Here is a 22,554-nt window from a genome sequence, read left to right as displayed (position 1 = left end):
TGCGCCGAGCTGCGCGGTCAGAATCCCTGAGTCAGGACATATCGTCATCTGAAATGGAGAATTTACATGCGTTGGTTACCCCTGCTAATTGCCTTTTTTCTGGCTGCCCCCGCCGAAGCCGCGTCGCTGCGGGACATACAACTGGAAGAAAGCCTCAAACAGGTTGCCAAGCAAAGCAGCGAGGGGACGCCGCGTGCGATCAACGAATATATTACCGATCTGGGCTTTGAAGCCCAGGGTGAGGAGCTGATCAACCGGCTGGCAGTGGATCCGGCCTATGCCGAGCGCATGCAGGAAGATCCGCTGCTGATCCGCAACCAGTTGCAGGCCAGCGTCTGCGCCGATTTGCGCTTCCGCAGGCTGCTCGACATGGGCGCGACCCTCACCTATCACTTCATCATCAAGGATAGCGAGCAGCCGGTGGTCACCCAGAGCTTCATCGCCGAGCACTGCCAGACCATGTAGCCGGTGAGGTACAGAACCCAGCCATGAATGAGGATATAGAGCCGGCTGACTACCTTTCCAGTCATTGGCAAACCGGCAGCAGTCAGATTCCCGACAAGGTAGAAGAGCTGGTTCGACTCTGCGCCGGCAGCAGCGAGAACGCCCAACTCTACCGTGACATGCTGCTGGAAGTGATTCGCATGGCGCAGGCTGACCGCAACCGCTGGGATGCCAAGATTCTCTTGCAGACCATTCGCGAACTGGAACGCAGCTTTGCCCGTCTGGCCCTGTTCAAACGACGCCGCAAGGTAACCGTTTTTGGCTCTGCCCGCACCGCCCCCACCCATGCCTTGTATCACCTGGCCAAGAGCATGGGCCAGACACTCAGCCGAAACGACTACATGACCATCACCGGCGGTGGCGCGGGCATCATGGCCGCAGCGCATGAGGGCGCTGGCGTGGACAACAGCCTGGGTTTCAATATCACGTTACCCTTCGAGCAGCACGCCAACACCATTGTGCGCGGTACCGAACACGAGCTGGGGTTCAAATTCTTCTTTCTGCGCAAGCTGTTTTTCGTCAAGGAAGCCGACGCACTGATCCTCTGCCCTGGTGGCTTCGGCACCCTGGATGAGACTCTGGAAGTGCTGACGCTGATTCAAACCGGCAAGAGCCCACTGGTACCCGTTGTGCTGCTGGATGAGCCGGGAGGCCGTTACTGGGAAAGCCTGCTCAACTTCTTCCGCGAGCAGCTACAAAGCGCTGGTTATATTCGCGCTACCGATTTCCACCTGCTCAGGCTGGCCAAGAGCAGCGAAGCTGCCATGCAGGAAATTCTCGATTTCTATCGCAACTTCCATTCGGCGCGCTGGCTGGGGCAGGACTATCTGCTGCGCCTCAATCAGCCGTTGCACCAGCAGGCTTTACAACAGCTGCAGACGCGCTTCGCAGACGTGTGTCGAGACGGTGGGTTTATTCAGCAGGAGGGAGACCGAGGGGACGAAATGCAGGAGCCCGATGCGGAGTTCAGCCATTTGCCGCGGCTGCGCTTCAGGTTCAACGGCCGCGACCATGGCACCTTGCGCACTTTGGTCGATTTTATCAACCAGCCTGAAAACCTGAAAAACCCCGGTACTGCATGAACCGTTGCTGCTTGGCGCGACCAAGAGCATCGCTGGCCTGTCCCTCAGGGAAGCGCTTACAAAAAGCCTTGCGCGCCAAGGCGGGCCAATCCCATTCCCCGGCTGCGAGCGTTTCCTCAACCAGCGACTCGGCAACGCCACGCTGACGCAACTCTTCGCGCAAGCGCACAGGCCCATAACCCCGCTGGCTGCGTGCGTGAATATAGGCTTCGCAAAAACGCTCATCGCTGAGCAGACCATCGTATACCAGGCGATCGAGCTCAATCTCGGCGGCCGCGGTAGTCGCACCGCGCTGGCGCAGCTTGCGCAATAACTCGGCATAGCTGTGCTCACGCCGCGCCAGCAGATCCATGGCTGAGCGGCGTATAGCAGCAGGGGTTTCCAGCTGAGTTCGCGAAAACATACAGCCTGGAGATTAGCCTTCCAGCTCGGCGTCAGCTTCTGCTTCAGCCTTGGGCTTGCTTGGTTTGGCCAGCAGCTTGTCGCGGATGGCTTTTTCGATCTCATCGGCAATCGCGGGATTCTCTTCCATGTACTTGGCGGCATTGGCCTTGCCCTGACCAATCTTGTTGCCCTGATAGCTGTACCAGGCGCCGGACTTCTCGACCAGGCCAATCTGCACACCCAGATCAACGATCTCGGCGTTGTGATAGATGCCGGCGCCGTACAGAATCTGGAATTCGGCCTGACGGAACGGCGGCGCCACCTTGTTCTTGACGACCTTGACGCGGGTTTCGCTGCCAACTACCTCATCACCATCCTTGACGGCGCCAGTGCGGCGAATATCCAGACGGACCGAGGAATAGAACTTGAGGGCGTTACCGCCAGTGGTAGTTTCCGGGTTGCCGAACATCACGCCGATCTTCATGCGAATCTGGTTGATGAAGATCACCAGGCAGTTGGCGTTCTTGATGTTGCCGGTGATCTTGCGCAGCGCCTGTGACATCAAACGGGCCTGCACACCCACGTGGTGATCGCCCATCTCGCCTTCGATTTCTGCCTTGGGTACCAGCGCAGCCACCGAGTCGACGATGATCACGTCCACGGCGTTGGAGCGTACCAGCATGTCGGTGATTTCCAGCGCCTGCTCACCGGTATCGGGCTGCGACACCAGCAGGTCGTCCACATTGACGCCCAGCTTGCCGGCGTATTCGGGATCGAGCGCGTGCTCGGCATCGACGAAGGCGCAGGTGGCACCGCTCTTCTGCGCCTGGGCGATAACCGACAGCGTCAGCGTGGTTTTACCGGACGATTCCGGACCGTAGATTTCAACGATCCGGCCCTTGGGCAGCCCGCCCAGACCCAGAGCAATATCCAGTCCGAGCGAGCCGGTGGAAATGGAAGGAATCGCCTGACGTTCGTGATCGCCCATGCGCATGACCGCGCCTTTGCCAAATTGACGTTCAATCTGACTCAAAGCAGCGGAAAGCGCCTTTTTCTTGTTGTCGTCCATTGTGCATCCTCTTTGGCTAGGCGGGAGCCGCGGCGCCCGATAAGTGAAAGTACTGTATATTTGGTCAGTATTGTTCCACAGAAGTCTCCCCTTGCCTACCCCCTTTTTGGTTCAGAGTGATAACCGGTTGGCAGCCTGTTTTTCCGCTTCGGCAACCAGCCGCTCAAGCGCGTGCAACACGGTCTGGGCACGCACCTCGCGCCGTCCCCCGTGAAAACGCTTGCGCTCGGTCAGCACCTGGCCATCGGCCAGTGCCCAGCCAAACCAGACCGTTCCTACCGGTTTCTCCACACTGCCACCGTCCGGCCCGGCAATACCACTGACTGCCACCGCAAACTGCGCGTCGGCCGCCGCGCGCGCGCCAATGGCCATCGCCTGCACCACAGGTTCGCTTACCGCGCCGTGCTCTGCCAGCACCCCCGGCTCCACTCCCAGCCAGCGCTGCTTGCTGCTGTTGGCGTAGGTAACAAAACCGGTCTCGAACCAGGCCGAACTGCCCGCCACGCGGGTGATGGCCTCAGCTATACCGCCGCCGGTGCAGGATTCAGCCGTGCTTACCCGGCCACCAAGGTGATCCAGTACACGACCCAGGCGGGCAGCTGCCGAGTCTATAAGGGGGTCATAGTGCGACATGGGTTACCTCGTTGATTGATGAAAACAGCCTGCCATTGACCGAGCACGCTACGCACTCCTGGGACCACGGCTGCCCGGCTTGGTGCCGCGACCTTGTAACCGCACGAATAGCAGGAAAAATTGGCGCGCCACCTGCTGCCGCCCGGGTCAGCATGATAACCTTGCTGCCATTCTGCGCCCGGGCCAAACATAGTTGCCAAACGCTGTTCTGGCCGTGCCATTCGCTATTGATGAACAAGCTATACATTCGATGAAAAAAGATAAAGCCGCCGCCAACCAGCACACCCCCATGATGCAGCAATTTTTCGGCATCAAGCAGCAGCATCCGGACCAGTTGCTGTTCTATCGCATGGGGGATTTCTACGAGCTGTTCTACGACGATGCGAAAAAGGCCGCGCGCCTGCTCGATATCACCCTGACCGCACGCGGCCAGTCCGGCGGCCAGCCCATCCCCATGGCGGGTATTCCCTACCACGCGGCTGAAGGCTATCTGGCCAAGCTGGTCAAGCTGGGCGAGTCGGTGGTGATCTGCGAGCAGATTGGCGATCCCGCGACCAGCAAGGGGCCGGTCGAGCGTCAGGTGGCGCGGATCATTACGCCGGGCACCGTAAGTGACGAGGCACTGCTGGACGAACGCCGCGACAATCTGTTGGCTGCCCTGGTGGGTGGCGAGAAGTGTTTTGGTCTGGCCACGCTGGACATCAACAGCGGTCGCTTCGTGGTCATGGAGCTCGGCGGCTGGGAAACCCTGCTGGGTGAGCTGGAACGTTTGGCTCCGGCTGAACTGCTGATCCCCGACGACTGGGAAAGCAACACACCCATTGAGCGCCGCCGGGCAGTGCGCCGCCGCGCACCCTGGGAATTTGATCAGGACAGCGCGCACAAGGCGCTCACCTCGCAATTCGGCACCAAGGATCTGGCCGGTTTTGGCTGCGCCTCACTACGCCTGGGTCTGGGCGCAGCAGGCGCGCTGCTGAGCTATGCCAAGGAGACTCAGCGTACCGCCCTGCCGCATATTCGCGGCATCGCCCAGGAGCGCTTTGAAGACAGCGTGATCATCGATGGCGCCAGCCGCCGCAACCTGGAGATAGACCAGAACCTTGGCGGCGGGCGCGACAATACGCTACTGGAAGTGCTGGACCACAGCGCAACCGCGATGGGCAGCCGTCTGCTGTGTCGCTGGTTGAATCGCCCGTTGCGCGACATGCAGATTCTCAGTGCGCGACAGGCCAGCATCAGTACTCTGATCGACCAGCAGTTTTATCTCGACCTGCAGCCGCAACTCAAGGGCATTGGCGATATCGAACGCATTCTCGCCCGCGTGGCCTTACGCTCGGCACGTCCGCGTGATCTGGCCCGTTTGCGCGACGCGTTGCTCGCCCTGCCCGATTTGCAGGCCTGCATGCAGGGTTTGGAATCCGCCCACCTGGTGGCGCTGGCGCAGCAGATCAGAACCTATCCCGAGCTGGCAGAGCTGCTCAATCGCGCGGTGATCGATAATCCGCCTGCGGTACTGCGTGACGGCGGCGTGATCAAGGCCGGCTTTGATGCCGAACTGGACGAGCTGCAGAACATCAGCGAGAACGCCGGCCAGTACCTGATCGATCTGGAAACCCGCGAACGCGAGCGCAGCGGCCTCAGCAGCCTGAAGGTCGGCTACAACCGTGTGCATGGGTACTTTATCGAACTCTCACGCAGCCAGGCCGAACAGGCACCGGCTGACTATATTCGTCGCCAGACGCTCAAGGGTGCCGAACGCTTTATCACGCCAGAACTGAAAACCTTTGAAGACAAGGCACTTTCGGCCAAAAGCCGTGCATTGGCGCGCGAGAAGCAATTATACGAAGAATTGCTGGATCGCCTGAACCAGAATCTGGCCGAGCTGCAGACCACCGCCGCCAGTCTGGCTGAGGTCGATGTGCTCAGCACGCTCGCCGAGCGAGCCAGCACCTTGGGCTACAGTCGCCCGCGCTTTGTCGAAGACAGTCGCCTGGAAATCCAACAGGGTCGTCACTCGGTCGTCGAGCAGGTGCTGGAAACACCCTTTGTCGCCAACGATCTGACGCTGGACGACGACACCCGCATGCTGATCATTACCGGCCCTAACATGGGCGGTAAATCCACCTACATGAGGCAGACTGCGCTGATCGTATTACTGGCGCATATCGGCAGCTTTGTGCCGGCGGCCGAGGTCGAGCTCTCCTGTGTCGATCGCATCTTCACGCGTATCGGCTCCAGTGATGACCTGGCCGGCGGGCGTTCCACCTTCATGGTGGAGATGAGCGAAACCGCCAACATCCTCAACAACGCCACCGCCGACAGCCTGGTGTTGATGGACGAAGTTGGCCGCGGTACCAGTACCTTCGACGGCCTGTCGCTGGCCTGGTCGGCGGCGGAATATCTGGCCAGGGTGCGCGCCTTCACTCTGTTTGCCACTCACTACTTCGAACTCACCGGCATGGCCGATACCGATCCGGGCGTAGCCAACGTGCACCTCAATGCCACCGAGCACAACGAACGCATCGTCTTCCTGCATCAAGTGCAGCCTGGCCCGGCCAGCCAAAGTTATGGTTTGCAGGTGGCGCAACTGGCTGGAGTGCCGCGCTCGGTTATCCTGCGCGCGCGTGAACATCTGGCCAAGCTTGAACAAAGCAGCCTGGAACAACACAGCGGCGCCCGCGCGCGGAATGAGCAACCGGTGCAGAACGATCTCTTCGCCAGCGCAGCTCATCCCCTGGTGGAGCAGCTGCAAGCCCTGCAGCCGGATGAATTAAGCCCCCGCCAGGCGCTTGATCTGCTATATCAGATGAAGAAGGAGTGGTTGTAACGGCGGCACTTGGCCGGTAAATGATACTTATTTTCATTAAACGTGCAGCAATCACCGCTTAGTTTGCGCAAACCTCTGGCGCGCTCTGTACCGAGGCGCAAAAGCTGATAGACTACGCGCCAGATTTTGTTCGCCTGATTCTGATGGAGACCCCACCATGACTTTTGTTGTTACCGACAACTGCATTAAGTGCAAGTACACCGATTGCGTTGAGGTCTGCCCGGTTGACTGCTTCTATGAAGGCCCGAACTTTCTGGTCATTCATCCGGATGAGTGCATTGATTGTGCGCTGTGTGAGCCAGAGTGCCCGGCCACCGCCATCTTCTCGGAAGACGAAATCCCGGAAGACATGCAGGAGTTCACCGAGCTGAATGCCGATCTGGCGGAAGTCTGGCCGAACATCACCGAGAAGAAAGACGCCCTGGCCGACGCCGAAGAGTGGGATGGCGTGCCAGACAAGCTGCAGTACCTGGAGCGCTGAGTTGCGCGAGCGATCCAATGCTGCAAAAAAACCGGCCCAGCGCCGGTTTTTTTATGCGCGAAGTAGCGGTAACTGCTACGCAGCGCAGAACGAAGACTTGAGGTTGAGGCTTTTTTACTTAGGGCTTGAAGCTTGAAGCTAAATTTTAGACAAAAAAAGGGGCGAGTAAACTCGCCCACTCTTTAGTCCGTTTGCCATCCTTGTCCAGCCGTCCTGGCTTTATCATCCTGAAAATCCCTGGCTCAAGCTCCCTGCCGAGCAGCGCTGTCCGTTGCGCATGGGTGTATCTTACCCAATCGCCTGGCGCGTGCAACTGGCCAACCTTGCTTCCTGCACATTCGGCGACAGATTAAAAACCTTTAAATACAATAGACTAGCTATTAACCCAGTACAAAACACCCATTCCACCCACAGCCTCATGTGCGAATCACTTACATAACCTGCAGGCGATCTCTTACAAAACTTCTGCAAAATAGCGCGGTCAAAGCCGCTCCTTTACCGCAGATATAAAAAAACCCGGCTACCAAGAGCCGGGTTTCGGTACTGCTAGTGCCGTGGAGGCAGCGGCCTTACATCATGCCGCCCATGCCACCCATACCGCCCATGCCACCCATATCAGGCATCGCCGGAGCGCCGCCTTCTTCTGGCAGGTCAGCGATCATGGCTTCGGTGGTGATCATCAGGCTGGCTACCGAGGCAGCTGCCTGCAATGCAGCGCGAGTCACCTTGGCCGGATCGAGAATACCCATTTCGATCATGTCACCGTACTCACCGGTAGCAGCGTTGTAACCGTAGTTGCCTTCGCCCGCCTTCACGGCTTGCAATACGACTGCAGCTTCGTCACCCGCGTTGGTAACGATCTGACGCAGCGGCGCTTCAACGGCGCGACGCAGCAGCTTGATACCCACGTTCTGGTCTTCGTTGTCACCCTTCAGGCCTTCGATAGCGGCCAGAGTGCGAACCAGAGCAACACCACCGCCAGGTACCACACCTTCTTCGACTGCGGCACGGGTAGCGTGCAGCGCGTCTTCTACGCGGTGCTTCTTCTCTTTCATTTCCACTTCGGTGGCAGCGCCCACCTTGATCACGGCAACACCGCCAGCCAACTTGGCCAGACGCTCTTGCAGCTTCTCACGGTCGTAATCGGAAGAAGTATCTTCAACCTGCTTGCGGATCTGGGTAACGCGCGCTTCGATGTCAGCCTTGGCGCCAGCGCCGTCAACGATGGTGGAGTTGTCCTTGTTGATCTGTACGCTCTTGGCTTGACCCAGGTGCTCCAGGGTTGCGGTTTCCAGGCTGAGGCCGATTTCTTCGCTGATGACGGTACCGCCGGTGAGTACAGCGATGTCTTGCAGCATGGCTTTACGACGGTCGCCGAAGCCCGGTGCCTTGACGGCAACCACCTTGACGATACCGCGCATGTTGTTGACAACCAGAGTCGCCAGCGCCTCGCCTTCAACGTCTTCTGCCACGATCATCAGCGGACGCCCAGATTTGGCGACAGCTTCCAGGACCGGCAGCAGCTCACGAATGTTGGAGATTTTCTTGTCAACCAGCAGGATGTACGGCTGATCCAGATCGGCAGACATCGTTTCTGGCTTGTTGACGAAGTAGGGAGACAGGTAACCGCGGTCAAACTGCATGCCTTCTACAACTGACAGCTCGTTGTCCAGGCCGGAACCTTCTTCAACAGTGATCACGCCTTCTTTACCAACACGATCCATGGCTTCTGCAATGATGCTGCCGACAGACTCGTCAGAGTTGGCGGAGATGGTGCCTACCTGGGCAATCGCCTTGGAGTCGGCACAAGGCTTGGCCAGGTTTTTCAGCTCGGCAACGATGGCGATTGTAGCCTTGTCGATGCCGCGCTTGAGGTCCATCGGATTCATACCGGCAGCAACCGCCTTCAAACCTTCGGTGACGATGGCCTGAGCCAGCACGGTGGCAGTGGTAGTACCGTCACCAGCGTCGTCGTTGGCACGTGAGGCAACGTCTTTAACCAGTTGGGCGCCCATGTTCTCAAACTTGTCTTTCAGTTCGATTTCCTTGGCTACGGATACACCATCTTTGGTGATCAGCGGCGCGCCGAAGCTGCGCTCGATCAATACGTTGCGACCTTTCGGTCCGAGAGTTGCCTTGACGGCATTGGCAAGAATATTGACGCCGTCCAGCATCTTGTTGCGACCAGAGATACCAAATTTAACTTCTTTAGCAGCCATTTTTGCTTTCCTTCAAATGAGTTCGTAAGGGGTACGAGGCGCAGCCGTATCAGGCTTCCAGCACACCAAAGATTTCGGTTTCGCTCATGATCAGCAGATCTTCACCATCAACCTTGATGGTGTTGTTGCCGGAGTAAGGACCGAAAACAACCTTGTCGCCTTCTTTGACGGCCAGCGGACGCACTTCGCCGTTGTCCTGCAGACGCCCGGTACCTACAGCAACGATAACCCCGGTGTTCGGCTTCTCGGCAGCCGAGCCGGGCAGAACGATACCACCAGCGGTCTTGGTCTCTTCTTCGCTGCGACGAACGACTACGCGATCGTGTAACGGACGAATTTTCATCGTTAGGTGTCTCCCAATAGGTTAAGTCAATTGCCGAAAAATTCGGCTATTCCAAGTTAAAACGAGCCCTTACCGGACCCGAAGGACGGGCCAGAAGCCGCGTCACTGTTCTGTAGCTTCCCATCCGGGGAAGCGCGTCAAAACCGGTGCAATCTAGATGGGGCCCGCAGTCGCCATTTCAAGGGCCATGTACAGATTTTTTTCATTGACGGTCGATGCGTTGCTCGAGTTCTACCGGCTTCTCTTCACCCGGCTTCCACTCCCCTTCGATGATGGTATTACCCCCTCGTTGGTAAACGCCGGGACCGCCCGGCTCACCCGGAGCTGGACGACCCTTGTTGAGCAACGCCATGATCAGACAGGGAACCGCCAGGGCATCGGTGATCAGGCCTGGGATCATCAGCAGCACCCCGGCCAGCAGCCACCACATGCCAGTCTTGAGCACGGCGAAGGGGGAGCGATTCTCGGCCATTTTCAATTGCAGTTGCTGCAGCATGCTCCAGCCCTGACGCTGAATCAGCAACAAGCCCAGCACCCCGGTGCCCAGCACCCACAACAGGGTTGCGCCGACGCCAATCTGGCCGCCAAGCACAATCAGCGATGCCAGCTCAAGCAGCGGTAGCGCCAGCATCAGTAAACGTAACAGGGGCATGCGCACCTCTCATAAAAATGTCTGTCCTGACTATATGGGTATGACTGGACAGAGTTTCAAGTATCTGCGGCAGGAGAGCAGCACGACCCGGAAGATGAGTCAGATAGTGACCGGCATACTCCGGGAGGTATTCAAAAAACCCGCAAACTCGGGCATTCTTGCGCTCGGATTTCTCTATTCATCTTTCCGAGGAGCACCTCATGCAGTTGAAAGACAGCGTTATCATCATTACCGGTGGCGGCCAGGGTCTGGGTCGCTCCATGGCTGAATTCCTTGCTGCAAAAGGGGCCAGGCTGGCGCTGGTAGACCTGAATCAGGAAGCTCTGGACAGCGCTGTGGCAGCGTGCAAACAGGCCGGCGGCGATGCCCGTTCCTATATTTGCAACGTGGCCAATGAGGAACAGGTAACCCACATGGTTGCACAGGTCGCCGAACACTTTGGCGCCATTAATGGCCTTATCAACAACGCCGGAATTCTGCGCGACGGTCTGCTGCTCAAGGTGAAGGATGGCGAAACCCAGAAGATGAGCCTGGCGCAGTGGCAGTCGGTTATCGACGTCAATTTGACCGGCGTATTCCTGGGTACCCGTGAAGTCGCGGCAAAGATGATAGAGCTGGGCAATCAGGGCCTGATCATCAATATCTCCTCCATTTCTCGCGCGGGCAACGTGGGCCAGTCCAACTACTCCGCTGCCAAGGCCGGCGTAGCCGCCCTGACGGTCACCTGGGCCAAGGAACTGGCACGTTACGGTATCCGTGTTGCCGGCATCGCCCCCGGCTTCATCGAAACCGAGATGACCGGTAGCATGAAACCCGAAGCGCTGGAGAAAATGACCTCCGGCATTCCGTTGAAGCGCATGGGCAAGCCTGCGGAAATCGCCCACTCAGCTGCCTATCTGTTTGAAAATGACTATTACAGCGGCCGCGTGTTGGAGCTGGACGGCGGTCTGCGCCTCTGATGCCAGAATCGGAACAAAAACGGGCGCCAGCGGCGCCCGTTTTTTTTTGCGGCGAAAACTCTACCAGCCTACGCCCAGACCCATGGTGTAACGGGTGTCCCGATAACCCGTGTCGTCTGATGTATTCAGGTAATCCAATTCGGCTTTCAGGCTAAGCGCTGCCCAACTGGTCAGGCTGTAGCGCACCCCGGCTTCGGTATCGATCTGATAACGCACATTGGGATCGTCCGGAATCTGGGTTTCAGCCTTGTGAAACAGCTCAAAGCGCTTGCCGACGAGGAACCTGCGGTAGTCCCACTGCAGACCCAATGCGTTGTACTTGTTCTTGTTGCCACTGCGCTCCTCGGTCCAGATGCGATCCAGCCGCGCAGAGGTTTCAAAGCGCCCGAGCGAGTTGTTCCACCACTCATAACCCGGACCCATACCAAACTGTTTCTGTTTGGCGATTTCATTCAGATAATCACGCTGATAACGAAAGCTGGTCATCCAGAACCAATTCTCGGTCAGGAAGCGGTTGATATCGTAATCGGTCTCCCAGGCGTGCCGGCTCTTTACGTCGTCGCGGTAGTCGCGCTCGTAATCCAGCGCCAGGTCGTGGCGCCAATCACCGTGGCGCAGGCGCGTGGACAGGTCCAGGTCAAGATCTTCGGTTTCGGTGCCAGAGGTATCCTTCAACTCCAGCGCAGCGGAGGCATCGCCCTCCCACACCATGTCCTGAATCACCGGCTTGGGCACCAGCAGTTGGCTAATCTGTTGGACTGGCACGGAACGGTTCTGGCCGCCCGATTGATCATCTTGCTGATCAAAAGCCAGAGTGACCTGGCCTTTTTGCTCGGAAGCCTGCAGGCGAGTGATATATTGCGCCTTGTCACCCAGCTTGAGCAGCAGGGGCTCCCCGGTTTCAAAGGTAACCACCCGATCCGTTTTGACCGTTATCAGACCGGCAAACTCGGTCTTGATCGACATTTTTCCAGCTTCGAGAAATTCGATCTTGCCGGTAATGCGGTCGCCATTGTCCAGCCATAGCGTATCGGCGAAACTGCTCAGCGGTATCAATGAAAGACTTAACGCCAGCGCTTTGCGTGCAAACAGCATGCTTTTACCTTCCATAAAGAGCATCGGATAAACGAGTGATTATCCATGAAAGACCCACAGAAGGCAGCTGCGTTCCCAAACGAAGCTGCAAAGCTTGGCCAAAACGTACACAAAGAAGCCTTTTTTCAGGTACTGGCGAGCATCCCACCCGGCCGCGTCACCAGTTATGGCAAGGTGGCAGAGCTTGCCGGCATGGGACGTGGCGCGCGTCTGGTAGGGCGTTGGCTCGGGCAGCTACCCGATGGCACCCGCCTGCCCTGGCATCGGGTGCTCAATAGCCAAGGCAAGCTTTCATTGCCGGCAGACAGCCCAAGCGGCGCGCAACAGCGCGCGCGGCTACTCGCAGAGGGCGTTCTGGTGCGCGACGGCCGGGTCAATCTGCGACAATATGGCTGGCCATGAGCCGCACACTTCCCTTACTCCAAGGACATTCATGAGTTCGTCGTCCCCTGCCCCACAGGGCCAGAGTCAATCCGAAGGCCTGAAGGTCTATCTGCAACCCCGCGTCATCGGCATGCTGTTTCTCGGCTTTTCCGCTGGCTTGCCGCTGCTGCTGGTGGGCGGCACCTTCAGCGCCTGGCTGCGCGACCTGGGAGTGGAGCTGGCTGCAATCGGCTTTCTCAGTTGGGTGGGTATGGCGCACTCCATAAAGGTGCTCTGGGCACCGCTGATAGACCGATTGCCCGTGCCCGTGTTGACGCGATTGCTGGGCCGGCGGCGCAGCTGGATGCTGCTGGCCCAACTGGTGATTGCCGGTGGTCTGTTCGGCATGGCCATGACCAATCCACTGCAGCAACTGGAGCTGGTGGCACTCTGGGCAGTATTGGTGGCCTTCGGCTCCGCCACTCAGGATGTAGCGATAGACGCCTATCGCGTCGAGGCCGAAGCCAAACACCGTCAAGCTGCCATGGCCGCTACTTACGTCACCGGTTACCGGGTAGCCATACTGGCGGCTGGCGCGGGAGCCCTGCATATCGCCGCACTGGATAGCTGGAGCCTGGCCTACACCGGCATGGCCGCGCTCATGCTGGTGGGCCTGGTCACCACCTTGTGCATCGCCGAGCCTAAGGTGCATATCACCAGCGATACGCTGGCGCAGGAGGAGCGTCTTACCCGCTTCCTCGGTCAATCCCGCCACCAGGGCTGGCGTCTGGGATTGTCGAGCTGGTTTTTCAACGCCTTCGTGGCGCCCTTTACCGAGTTTTTCGAACGCTACGGCATGACCGCGCTGGTGATCCTGCTGTTTGTGGCCACCTTCCGGATCAGCGATATCTTCATGGGCACCATGGCCAATCCTTTCTACCTGGATATCGGTTTCAGCAAGGAGCAGATAGCCAATATCGCTGCCGCCTTCGGCCTGGCCATGACGCTATCTGGCGCGGCGCTTGGGGGCCTGCTGGTCGCGCGGTTCGGTATTGCGCCCATACTGATACTCACGGCCTTCATGGCACCGGCGACCAATCTGGTGTTTGCGTGGCTGGCACACATCGGCCCGCAACCGGATGGCCTGATAATCGCGATCATTGCCGATAACATCACCGGCGGCCTGGCCATCTCGGTGTTTATCGCCTATCTCTCCAGCCTGACCAACACCGCTTACACGGCCACACAATATGCGCTGTTCAGCTCCTTGATGACGCTGCCGGGACAATTTGCTGCGGGCTTCACCGGCTTGTTGGCCGAGCGCGTGGGATGGGAAGAGTTCTTTATGCTGACGGCCCTCACCGGGCTGCCGGCAATCGTGCTGGCGTTCCTGCTTCTGAAGCTTGCTCACCCGGACCGACTGAGACGCCCCGGCATTGATTGAAGTTGACCCGCATCAGGTAGCAGCGGGAACCGCACGATTCAGCAAAGGGACAGGTAGAAAGATTGCGGAGAAACAAAAAAGCGGCGCCCGGGCGGGCGCCGCGATCCGGGCTCAGTAGTTGAAACCGACACCCACGCTGTAGAAGATAGCGCCGTCGTCATAGTTGTCGCTGGCGCCGTCACCATTCTTGAACAGGAACTGGTATTCCATCATACCGGTGATGAAAACGTCATCCTTGACCCAGTACTTCAAACCGACTTCCGGACCAGCCATGAAGCTGTCGTCCACGCCGTCACCGTAGATGCCACCAATGCTGGCACCGATGAAGGGCTTGGCCGGACCACTACCGAAGTGGTAGTCGTAGAATACGCGGGTCGAACCGCTGAAATTGGTGCTCTCACCTTCGGAATCGGAAACGCCGACGCTCTGGCGCAGGCCCCACAAGGAAGAGTCACTCAGGTACTCGCCCCAGCTACCCTGGAATGAAATGTTGTTGTTGTCGAAGTCATTGTCGCTGGCCCCGGCACCGCTCAACGTGATTTCGTTGTCGCCAGTGGATGGCGCGGCCATACCGATAGCCGGCACCATGGCGGCAACGAGCAGGGAGGTTCTCAAGACGTGCTTCATAACGTTCACCTTCATGTAGTTGGTTAAGTAACGCACCTAAGGGTGTGCTGCCCATACATAACGACAAGAGAGAGTGCTGGTCGTTCAAGTTTCCTGACCACTGTGTCCGATAACTGCGACCTGATCGACGCAAGCAACGGCCTGAGACAAAAAACCCGGCATCGGCCGGGTTTTTCTGAGCCCACAGGGAACTTATTCTGCGGATGATTCCTGCGCCGCCTGCGTGACCACATGCACGGTGCGCTGCGGGAAGGGAATGCTGATGCCCTGCGCATCGAAGGATTCCTTGGCCTGTTCCTGCAGATCCCAGAACACGCCCCAGTAATCTTCGGTCTTGGTCCACATGCGCAGCGACAGGTTGACCGAGTTGTCACCCAGAGATACCAGCCAGACCACCGCAGCCGGATCCTTGAGCACACGGCTGTCCGCTTCTGCCAGCCCCAGCAGGATAGAACGCGCCAGTTTGACGTCATCGCCATAATCAATGCCGATGTTCAGGTCCACACGGCGGGTTGGCTGACGGGAGTAATTGATGATGTTGCCATTGGACAGGCTGCCATTGGGAACAATCACCGTCTTGTTGTCCGGGGTTTTAAGAATGGTATTGAAAATCTGGATGCTGTCGACCGTGCCCGAGACGCCCTGCGCCTCGATATACTCACCCGCTCGAAACGGACGCAAGAACAGGATCAGTGTACCGCCGGCAAAGTTGGCCAGACTGCCCTGCAACGCCAGACCCACCGCCAGACCGGCAGCACCCAGCACGGCAATAAAGGAAGTGGTTTCTATGCCGATCATGCCGGCAACGCTGATCACCAGCAGAATTTTTAGACCAATGCCCACCAAGGTGGCCACAAAGCCGTGCAGGGTGGGCTCGACGTTGCGCTTGTGCATGACCTTGTTCAGCGCGGCAATGATTCGACCAATAACCCACCAGCCCACGGCCAGCGTCAGCAGCGCCAGCAGCAACTGGCTGCCGTATTCGATTACCAACGGCAACCAGGCCTCTTCCAGCCCTTCCATCTTTGCCATCAATTCGTCCATCCTGACCCCCAATTGGTTGTAAATAGTTCAATCACGAAAGTTGTTGAACTGCAGCGGCATATCCAGTGAACTGCCACGCAGCAATGCCATGACTTCCTGCAGGTCATCGCGCTTCTTGCCGGTTACCCGAACCTGCTCACCCTGAATGGCGGCCTGCACCTTGAGCTTGGCGTCCTTGATCAGGGCAACGATTTTGCGTGCCAGTTCCTTATCTATACCTTCCTTGAACACCACATCCTGCTTTACTTGTTTGCCCGAGGCAAATGCGTCCTTGATTTCAAGACACTGAATATCGACCTGCCGCTTGACCAGCGAAAGCTTGAGAATTTCGAGCATCTGCTCCAGCTGAAAGTCGGCCTCGGCGCTGATGGTGACCTGCAGCGCCTTCTGATTGAAGGTGAAGTCCCCCTTGCCGCGCAAATCGTAACGCCGCTCCAGTTCTTTCGTGGCATTATCCACAGCGTTGGTTACTTCATGTTTATCAAGCTCGGAGACAACGTCAAAAGATGGCATTGGGATAACCTCAAACAAAACTTAAAAATTATGATGTTCAATACAAAACAACAGTATAACCTCGTGGCATTATAACGGCAGTCAGCCAACGAACAGCAGGGAGCACCTTCTATGCCAAACCCCCAACTCAGCATTATGGTGGTGGACGATACGAAGTTCAGCAGCGCCGTTATCGGTCACACGCTGAGTCAGGCCGGGTACAACGACATTCGTTTTGCCAGTTCCGCCATGGATGCCCTGCGCATGCATGAAGAGCGGCCAGCCAGCGTCATGGTGGCCGACTGGCTGATGCCCGAGATGGACGGTCTGGAACTGACCACCCGCATCCGGCAAATGGACGAGCAGGACGACCACTACACTTATGTGGTGCTGCTGACTGCCCGCGAAGGCGACAATGTGCTCAGCGAAGCCTTCGACCGGGGCGTCGACGACTTCATCAGCAAATCCTCCATGAACGAACAGTTGCTGCCGCGCATCTTTGCCGCTGACCGCACCTCGCAACTGATCAATCGCCTGCTGGATGAAAACCACCTGCTGGCCAATAACAATGCCCAGCTCGAAGAATGCAATCTGGTCGACACCCTCACCGCGATTGGCAACCGTCGCTATCTGCTGCAACGCTTGAGCGATGCACTGCGCAATGTCGACTCGCGCGGCGGTGCCTGCTGCGTGGTGGTGCTCGGCGTGCAGAACCTGGCTTCACTGGGCGAGCGCTTTGGCGAGGCGGTCCAGCAAGAGGTATTGCGCGGCACCGCGCGCCGTCTGCAGCAGTTGGTACGACCTACCGATGTGATAGCACGGGTAGGCAGTAATGCCTTTGCGGTGGTCACCCTTGCCGATGATGCCAGCGACTGCAAACCCAACAGTTTCCGCCGCCTGCACGACGGTTTGAACCTCAAGGCATTCAAGACCACCGAAGGTTATCTGTCGATCCGTGCTGGCATGGCGCTGAGCACGGTCACCAACAAGCACGACCTGCCCAGCCCCGAAGCGCTGCTCGAACTGGTGGAAGAGCACCTGCAGGAAGCCTACGAAACCAACCTGATCACCGAAGTGCGCGCCAAGTAACCCTGGCATGCTGCATGTCCTGGGTGCCGGTAGCCTGGGCCTGTTGTGGGCGGCACGCCTGCAACAGGCAGGCCTGACGTGCCAACTATTGCTACGCGACGCCAGCGCACTGCAGGCCTGGCAGGATGCCGATCAGCAATTGCTGTTCGAACAGGCGGGCAAACCCACCAGATTGCAGCTTGATACCGAGATAGCGCACAGCAACACCTGCGCAATAGAAAATCTGATAGTCGCAACCAAGGCCTACGCCGCCATGCCAGCAGTGGAATCGGTGCGCCATCGTCTGCGCCCCGGCAGCCAGATCCTGCTGCTGCAGAACGGCCTGGGTGCCCAGCAACAGATTGCCGACGCCTTCGCCGATCAGCGTGTTCTCTTTGCCAGCGTCACCGACGGCGCCTGGCGCCCGCAACAGCGGCATCTGATCTGGGCCGGCCGCGGTCTCACCCTGATCGGCGACCCACAGCGCCAGCCACCGCCAGATTGGCTGACACAACTGAATGATGGCATCCACTGGCAGTGGGACGACGACATCATGGCGGTGCTGTGGCGCAAGCTGGCGGTCAACTGCGCGATCAATCCTTTTACCCTGCTGTTCGACTGCAACAACGGCGCGGTGCCAGAGCGCGCAGGCAGCTGGTTGGAGGACTGCATCGGTGAGCTGCAACTGTTGCTCGCAGCCCAACGGCTGCCCGGCACCGACACATTACACGCGAGCATTCATGAGGTGATCCGGCGAACGGCGGACAACAGTTCCTCCATGCGGCAGGACTTGCACGCCAGACGCCGCACCGAAATTGATTACATACTCGGCCATGCCTGCCGCGAAGCGCAGCGTCAGCAGATACCCACGCCAGCCCTGACCCGGTTGTGGCTGGCCAGCCAACAGCGGCTGCGCGAGTACGACTTGCCCGTGGACTGAGCGGCCGCTTGTCGCTAGCATCTGCGCAGTCAGCCATAGCTGCCGTCATATCTTCACCACAGCAGAGAGCACGCAACCATGGGCTACCGCCTGAGCAAAGTCTATACCCGTACCGGCGACCAGGGCGAAACCGGCCTGGCCAACGGCGAGCGCATTGCCAAGGACCACCCGAGGGTGGCTGCCATGGGCGATGTCGATGAGCTCAATTGCCATCTGGGCTTGCTGATCACCGAGCTCACCGACTACCGCCTGCACCCGCTGCTGGCGACGCTGACACCCATCCAGCATCGCTTGTTCGACCTCGGCGGTGAACTGGCGGTGCCTGGGTACGACATTATCGACGCGGGGGACGTGTCCCTGCTGGAGCAGGCGATAGACCAATTGAATGCCGAGCTGGAGCCGCTGAAGAATTTCATCCTGCCCGGCGGATCGCGCGCCATAGCGCAGGCCCATCTGGCGCGCAGCGTGTGTCGGCGGGCAGAGCGTCAGTACCTGAGTCTGGCCAAGGAGGATGAGGTAAATCAGCAGGCGCTGATCTACCTCAATCGGTTGTCGGATCTGCTGTTTGTGATGGCGCGGTCCATTGCCCGCCTGGAAGAGACGCCCGAGGTACTCTGGGCGCCCAAGCCCAAGCCCGCGGCCTGAGCCCGAGCCTGAGCGGCACCAACTGCCTCAAACCTTGAATGCGCTGATGATCCCCTGCAGCGTCTGCACCAACTGAGCCATACGGCCGCTGGATTCCTCGGCCTGACGCGCGCCGGCAGCGGTACGCTCGCCGGAATGGTTGATCTCGACGATATTCTGATCAATATCGTGGCTGACGGCGGTCTGCTCTTCCGCCGCCGCAGCGATCTGCTGGCTCTGATCCACAATGTGGGTCACCGCCTTGAGAATATTGTCGAGGCCTGCCTGCACCTTGAGCGAGGCCTCCACGGTTTCCGCGGTCATGCTGTGGCTGCTGCCCATGGCTTTTACTGCCGCACCCACGCCATCCTGCAGCCGCACTATCATCTGCTCGATCTCTTCGGTGGACTGTTGAGTCCGCCGTGCAAGGGTGCGCACCTCGTCTGCGACCACGGCAAAGCCACGACCCTGCTCACCCGCACGAGCAGCCTCGATGGCCGCATTCAGCGCCAGCAGGTTGGTCTGCTCGGCAACGCCCTTGATCACATCCAGCACCCGGCTGATCGAAGAGCTGTCATCCGCCAACTGATTGATGACGCGCACCGAGTTCTCGATCTCGCCGGAGAGTCTCTCGATACCGTCCACCGAGGATTCCACCAGACGCCGGCCATTCAGCGTCTGGCTGTTGACCTGTTCGGCATTGGTTACCGCCAACGCCGCACTGCGCGCGACTTCCTGCGAGGTCGCGGCCATTTCGTTCATGGCGGTGGCTACCTGCTCGATCTGGCTGCGCTGCGAAGTGGCAGCATGACTGCTTTCGGTGGCAATGCTTTCCACCTGGCGAGACTGCTCCTGCACCTGGTCCGAGGTGGCGCTGACCTGGCGAATCAGCTCGCGCACCTTGAGCACGGTATTATTGAAATCGACCGCCAGATCGCCCAGCTCATCGCGGCTGTCCACGTCGATCTGTACCGTCATGTCACCGCCGGCTACCTGACCCATCAGCGAAGACAGGCGTTTGAGCGTGCGCCGCGTGGCCATGTAGAAGCCGGCGTACAGATAGATGATCAACAGGCCGACCAGTGACAGTGAAACGATCAACACCAGCATTGAGCGCTGGTTTTCACCCAGGCGGTGACTCAGACGATCATCCAGGGCATTGAAGACAGCTGTGTTAAGCGCGTAGGTCTTGTCGATTTCTGCGGTGAGCCGCTGGAAGTAATCGTCCCACTGGCCTTCGAGCGAATTGGCCATGATGATTTCTTCATCAAATATGGTCTGCGCGATGTCCAGGCTTTCGAGGCTGGCATCGGCGGCCGGCTTGATGCTCTGCAGGTCGCTGCTGGCGAGCGTTTGCTGCAACACCTGCGCGTAGTTGCTGTTGAGTTTCTGCAACAGCTCGAACAGGTCATCCATTACGCGGCTGGCATCGGAGTTGATAAAGCCCAGCCCCATCGAATAGGCACCCACCGCGCGGCCTTCGCCCAGCGCCGAGGTTACCTGCGGAGTAACCCCGATCAACAGTTCGGTCAGTTGGCGCACGTCACGGTCAAAGTCCTGCGGCAGACCAGCATAGGCGGCGCAGAAGTTGAGCAGCGTGGTTGCTTCAGCCAACCCCTGCACCGCAAGCACCTGCTTGCCGCTGACCGACTCGTTCGCCAGGCCTTCATACAAGGCAACCAACTCATCCCGCTTTGCGATTACATCCTTGGCTGCCTCGTCGTCGGCATCCAGCGGCAAGGCGCGCAGCTTTTCCAGCGCCTGCTTGCGCAGCTCGGCACCACGCGCTTCCAGCTCGGCGGCAAACTGACCCTGGCCCAACAACGCATTGACCTGCTCCATATCGCGGATCAGCTCGGCGTCGCGCACGATATCGGAGGCGGCACGTACCAGCGCCAGGTTATCCTGAGCGTGCTGCGTTACCTTCACGCGTTCGTAGGCCTGATGCACGACCATACTGCTGACAATGCCCAGGGGTACGAAAAAGAGCACACTGATCAGACAGAACTTCATGCCATAAGTGAGGCGGTTCATCAAGGCAATGGCAGGCGCAAGAAGACTATTCACCCAGTTGTTCTCCTAATAAATAGTTGGCCTGCAGCGGGGCCTATCAGATCGCCATTACAACGACCCTTGTTTTATTTTATGTGTCTGCCGCGTTCGGGAGCTGGATCCTCGTCAAGCTCCCTTGTCTCATGCTGATTCTATCGGCCAAGCCAGAGACAACTTTACCGCTCGCGCGAAATCTACCCGAGTAAAGCCAACAATGCCACGGGTACCGCCCACACCAGCATGGCGCGAAACAGTAGCGCACGGATGGGTGCCAATACCGTCTCATCTTCACCGGGCTGCTCTGACGTCGACAGCGCTGCTTCAGCAGCTGTCACCAGTAGCGGCTCGATAGCCGAATCCCAATCCCCCCAGAGACCACGCAGTGCGCCAAATACCTGGTCAAAATGACCTACCAGCGCAAAACTGGCAGCCAGCAAACGCGCCGGCAACCATTCCATGGCGTGCACCAGACTGGTGATGTAGGTGCGGTCATCCGCCGGTAGGCGTTCTACAAACAATCTTAGTAGACGGTAGCCCAGTGCGCCCAGCGGCCCCAGCAGCAAAAACCAGAGCACTGGCACAAAATAGCCCCTTAGCGCGTCCGTCAGCATGCGACCTCTGACGCGTGCCAGGAGGCTGACCTCGTCTTCGGCCAACAGGCCCATCTCGTTTTCCGCCACCATGGCCGCCGCTGCCTTGTCGCCGCGCGCCCAAGCCTGCTCGAAACGCTGGCCAAAGCTGTGCAACAGGTCATTCCCGCCCAGACCCAGCAACAGCACAAATACTCCCAGCAGCAGTACAAAGAAGCCATGGGCCACGCCATTCAGCAACCAGAATGCCAACTCCAGCGGCACCAGCGGGAGCAACAGCATTGCCACCCCAGCCCAGCCGGGCCGGCGCTGGGCCAGGGCTGCACTGTAGGTAGCCCAGAGTCGCGCCGGGTCGGGATGAATGCCGCGACGCAGCGGCGTAAAACGAACCAGCAGAGCAGTCACCAGGAGAATCAGAAAACGCATTGGCGGGCCTTCAGTGGTTGGAGAGGGGCAGCAGGCTGCGCAGATAGCGGTGCCAGTCGAAGGCTACACCAGGATCGGTCTTGCGCCCCGGCGCGATGTGTTCGTGACCTGTCACCCGGCAATTGGTAATGGTCGGGTACGCTGCCTGCAAGGAGCGGGTCAGCTCACCGAGCGCGGCGTATTGCGCATCGGTGTAGGGAGTCTCATCTGTGCCTTCGAGCTCCACGCCAATCGAGAAATCATTGCAGTTGTCGCGCCCGGCGTAGCGGGAAACTCCAGCATGCCAGGCGCGCTGTTCGCAGCTGACAAACTGGGTGACAGCGCCGTCGCGCTCAATGAAAAAGTGGGCAGAAACGCGCAGTGGGGCAATTTCCGCAAAATAGGGATGCGCAGAAACGTCAAGCTGGCCACAAAAGAAGGACTGCACATGCCGGCCACCGAACTCGCCGGGCGGCAGGCTGATGTTGTGGACCACGAGAAGCGAAACAACCTCACCCTCTGGGCGGGCGTTGCAATGCTCTGAGCGGCAGATTTGCGCACTCTCCAACCAGCCCTGTTGCAGGCGCATGGTGCCCGCCTCCCCTCAGCAAAAGGCCTATGCTAACAGGAGCGCTGGCCGCGCGACTACTGCATCAC

The 22,554-nt window shown here is 58.8% G+C and carries 24 protein-coding genes; 10 read left to right on the top strand and 14 right to left on the bottom strand.

The genetic code is table 11. The annotated features are described in order from the left end of the window. The first annotated feature begins 66 nt into the window (after positions 1-66). Positions 67-465 carry a PA3611 family quorum-sensing-regulated virulence factor gene (locus V7756_RS05150; protein WP_335609086.1) on the top strand — a complete coding sequence of 133 codons (399 nt, stop codon included), beginning with the start codon at positions 67-69 and terminating at the stop codon, positions 463-465. A gap of 23 nt (positions 466-488) precedes the next feature. Further along, positions 489-1,586 (top strand): LOG family protein, encoded by a 1,098-nt coding sequence (locus V7756_RS05145; RefSeq protein ID WP_335609085.1) that lies wholly within the window; start codon positions 489-491, stop codon positions 1,584-1,586. On the opposite strand, the gene V7756_RS05140 is transcribed toward V7756_RS05145, so the two are convergent. The 4 genes from V7756_RS05140 to V7756_RS05125 form a co-directional block, all read right to left on the bottom strand. Further along, positions 1,546-1,989, bottom strand: coding sequence for a regulatory protein RecX (locus V7756_RS05140; RefSeq protein WP_335609084.1), 444 nt, complete (start codon positions 1,987-1,989; stop codon positions 1,546-1,548). The two genes, V7756_RS05145 and V7756_RS05140, sit on opposite strands and share 41 nt — an antisense overlap. A 12-nt stretch (positions 1,990-2,001) precedes the next feature. Continuing rightward, entirely contained in the window at positions 2,002-3,039 is a 1,038-nt protein-coding gene (gene recA / locus V7756_RS05135) for a recombinase RecA (RefSeq protein WP_335609083.1), read from the bottom strand. Positions 3,040-3,150: 111 nt separating this feature from the next. Then, entirely contained in the window at positions 3,151-3,672 is a 522-nt protein-coding gene (locus tag V7756_RS05130) for a nicotinamide-nucleotide amidohydrolase family protein (RefSeq protein ID WP_335609082.1), read from the bottom strand. After that, positions 3,659-3,997 carry a hypothetical protein gene (locus tag V7756_RS05125; protein WP_335609323.1) on the bottom strand — a complete coding sequence of 113 codons (339 nt, stop codon included), beginning with the start codon at positions 3,995-3,997 and terminating at the stop codon, positions 3,659-3,661. The genes V7756_RS05130 and V7756_RS05125 overlap by 14 nt, the downstream gene beginning before the upstream one ends. Between V7756_RS05125 and mutS the strand changes: the two genes are divergently transcribed. Beyond that, complete coding sequence (gene mutS / locus V7756_RS05120; protein WP_335609081.1) at positions 3,923-6,499, top strand: DNA mismatch repair protein MutS; 2,577 nt, start codon at positions 3,923-3,925, stop codon at positions 6,497-6,499. The genes V7756_RS05125 and mutS overlap by 75 nt on opposite strands. Before the next feature lie 157 nt (positions 6,500-6,656). Then, positions 6,657-6,980, top strand: a complete 324-nt coding sequence (fdxA, locus tag V7756_RS05115) for a ferredoxin FdxA (protein WP_092288098.1) — start codon at positions 6,657-6,659, stop codon at positions 6,978-6,980. A 569-nt stretch (positions 6,981-7,549) separates the two neighbouring features. On the opposite strand, the gene groL is transcribed toward fdxA, so the two are convergent. The 3 genes from groL to V7756_RS05100 all read right to left on the bottom strand — a co-directional run bounded on the left by groL (position 7,550) and on the right by V7756_RS05100 (position 10,194). Beyond that, on the bottom strand, positions 7,550-9,199 hold the full coding sequence (groL, locus tag V7756_RS05110; RefSeq protein WP_335609080.1) for a chaperonin GroEL: 1,650 nt from the start codon (positions 9,197-9,199) through the stop codon (positions 7,550-7,552). A gap of 49 nt (positions 9,200-9,248) precedes the next feature. Then, complete coding sequence (locus tag V7756_RS05105; protein WP_335609079.1) at positions 9,249-9,542, bottom strand: co-chaperone GroES; 294 nt, start codon at positions 9,540-9,542, stop codon at positions 9,249-9,251. A gap of 202 nt (positions 9,543-9,744) precedes the next feature. Further along, entirely contained in the window at positions 9,745-10,194 is a 450-nt protein-coding gene (locus V7756_RS05100) for an FxsA family protein (protein WP_335609078.1), read from the bottom strand. 200 nt (positions 10,195-10,394) lie between these two features. Here V7756_RS05100 and V7756_RS05095 point away from each other — a divergent pair, with 200 nt between their 5' ends. Continuing rightward, positions 10,395-11,153 (top strand): SDR family oxidoreductase, encoded by a 759-nt coding sequence (locus V7756_RS05095; protein WP_335609077.1) that lies wholly within the window; start codon positions 10,395-10,397, stop codon positions 11,151-11,153. 60 nt (positions 11,154-11,213) lie between these two features. Here the strand turns inward: V7756_RS05095 and V7756_RS05090 are convergent, their stop codons facing one another. Continuing rightward, positions 11,214-12,248: a DUF481 domain-containing protein gene (locus tag V7756_RS05090; RefSeq protein ID WP_335609076.1), complete on the bottom strand. Its 1,035-nt coding sequence runs from the start codon at positions 12,246-12,248 to the stop codon at positions 11,214-11,216. A gap of 45 nt (positions 12,249-12,293) precedes the next feature. Here V7756_RS05090 and V7756_RS05085 point away from each other — a divergent pair, with 45 nt between their 5' ends. Together V7756_RS05085 and V7756_RS05080 are read left to right on the top strand one after the other, a co-directional pair. Next, positions 12,294-12,650: an MGMT family protein gene (locus tag V7756_RS05085; RefSeq protein WP_335609075.1), complete on the top strand. Its 357-nt coding sequence runs from the start codon at positions 12,294-12,296 to the stop codon at positions 12,648-12,650. A gap of 31 nt (positions 12,651-12,681) precedes the next feature. Beyond that, positions 12,682-14,055: an AmpG family muropeptide MFS transporter gene (locus V7756_RS05080; RefSeq protein WP_335609074.1), complete on the top strand. Its 1,374-nt coding sequence runs from the start codon at positions 12,682-12,684 to the stop codon at positions 14,053-14,055. Positions 14,056-14,166: 111 nt separating this feature from the next. Here the strand turns inward: V7756_RS05080 and V7756_RS05075 are convergent, their stop codons facing one another. From V7756_RS05075 to V7756_RS05065, 3 genes are all read right to left on the bottom strand, one after another. Continuing rightward, on the bottom strand, positions 14,167-14,643 hold the full coding sequence (locus V7756_RS05075; protein WP_442908963.1) for a hypothetical protein: 477 nt from the start codon (positions 14,641-14,643) through the stop codon (positions 14,167-14,169). A 231-nt stretch (positions 14,644-14,874) separates the two neighbouring features. Further along, a complete protein-coding gene (locus V7756_RS05070; protein WP_335609072.1) occupies positions 14,875-15,726 on the bottom strand; it encodes a mechanosensitive ion channel family protein in 852 nt (283 codons plus the stop codon). Positions 15,727-15,753: 27 nt separating this feature from the next. Continuing rightward, positions 15,754-16,239 (bottom strand): YajQ family cyclic di-GMP-binding protein, encoded by a 486-nt coding sequence (locus tag V7756_RS05065; protein ID WP_335609071.1) that lies wholly within the window; start codon positions 16,237-16,239, stop codon positions 15,754-15,756. 111 nt (positions 16,240-16,350) lie between these two features. Here V7756_RS05065 and V7756_RS05060 point away from each other — a divergent pair, with 111 nt between their 5' ends. The 3 genes from V7756_RS05060 (at position 16,351) to V7756_RS05050 (ending at position 18,871) form a co-directional block, all read left to right on the top strand. Further along, positions 16,351-17,307, top strand: coding sequence for a GGDEF domain-containing response regulator (locus V7756_RS05060; protein ID WP_335609070.1), 957 nt, complete (start codon positions 16,351-16,353; stop codon positions 17,305-17,307). A 7-nt stretch (positions 17,308-17,314) separates the two neighbouring features. After that, complete coding sequence (locus V7756_RS05055; protein WP_335609069.1) at positions 17,315-18,226, top strand: 2-dehydropantoate 2-reductase; 912 nt, start codon at positions 17,315-17,317, stop codon at positions 18,224-18,226. 78 nt (positions 18,227-18,304) lie between these two features. Further along, positions 18,305-18,871 carry a cob(I)yrinic acid a,c-diamide adenosyltransferase gene (locus V7756_RS05050; RefSeq protein ID WP_335609068.1) on the top strand — a complete coding sequence of 189 codons (567 nt, stop codon included), beginning with the start codon at positions 18,305-18,307 and terminating at the stop codon, positions 18,869-18,871. A 27-nt stretch (positions 18,872-18,898) separates the two neighbouring features. On the opposite strand, the gene V7756_RS05045 is transcribed toward V7756_RS05050, so the two are convergent. From V7756_RS05045 to ampD, 3 genes are all read right to left on the bottom strand, one after another. Then, on the bottom strand, positions 18,899-20,917 hold the full coding sequence (locus V7756_RS05045; RefSeq protein WP_335609067.1) for a methyl-accepting chemotaxis protein: 2,019 nt from the start codon (positions 20,915-20,917) through the stop codon (positions 18,899-18,901). Between the two features lie 179 nt (positions 20,918-21,096). After that, positions 21,097-21,918 carry a regulatory signaling modulator protein AmpE gene (gene ampE, locus V7756_RS05040; RefSeq protein WP_335609066.1) on the bottom strand — a complete coding sequence of 274 codons (822 nt, stop codon included), beginning with the start codon at positions 21,916-21,918 and terminating at the stop codon, positions 21,097-21,099. A 10-nt stretch (positions 21,919-21,928) separates the two neighbouring features. After that, positions 21,929-22,486, bottom strand: coding sequence for a 1,6-anhydro-N-acetylmuramyl-L-alanine amidase AmpD (gene ampD / locus V7756_RS05035; protein ID WP_335609065.1), 558 nt, complete (start codon positions 22,484-22,486; stop codon positions 21,929-21,931). Between the last annotated feature and the right edge of the window lie 68 nt (positions 22,487-22,554).

The sequence above is a fragment of the Halopseudomonas sp. genome (assembly GCF_036961105.1).
In the GTDB taxonomy this organism is placed as follows: domain Bacteria; phylum Pseudomonadota; class Gammaproteobacteria; order Pseudomonadales; family Pseudomonadaceae; genus Halopseudomonas.
The sequence above is the reverse complement of the archived record's forward strand: the minus strand, read 5'-3'. Positions and strand labels throughout refer to the sequence as shown.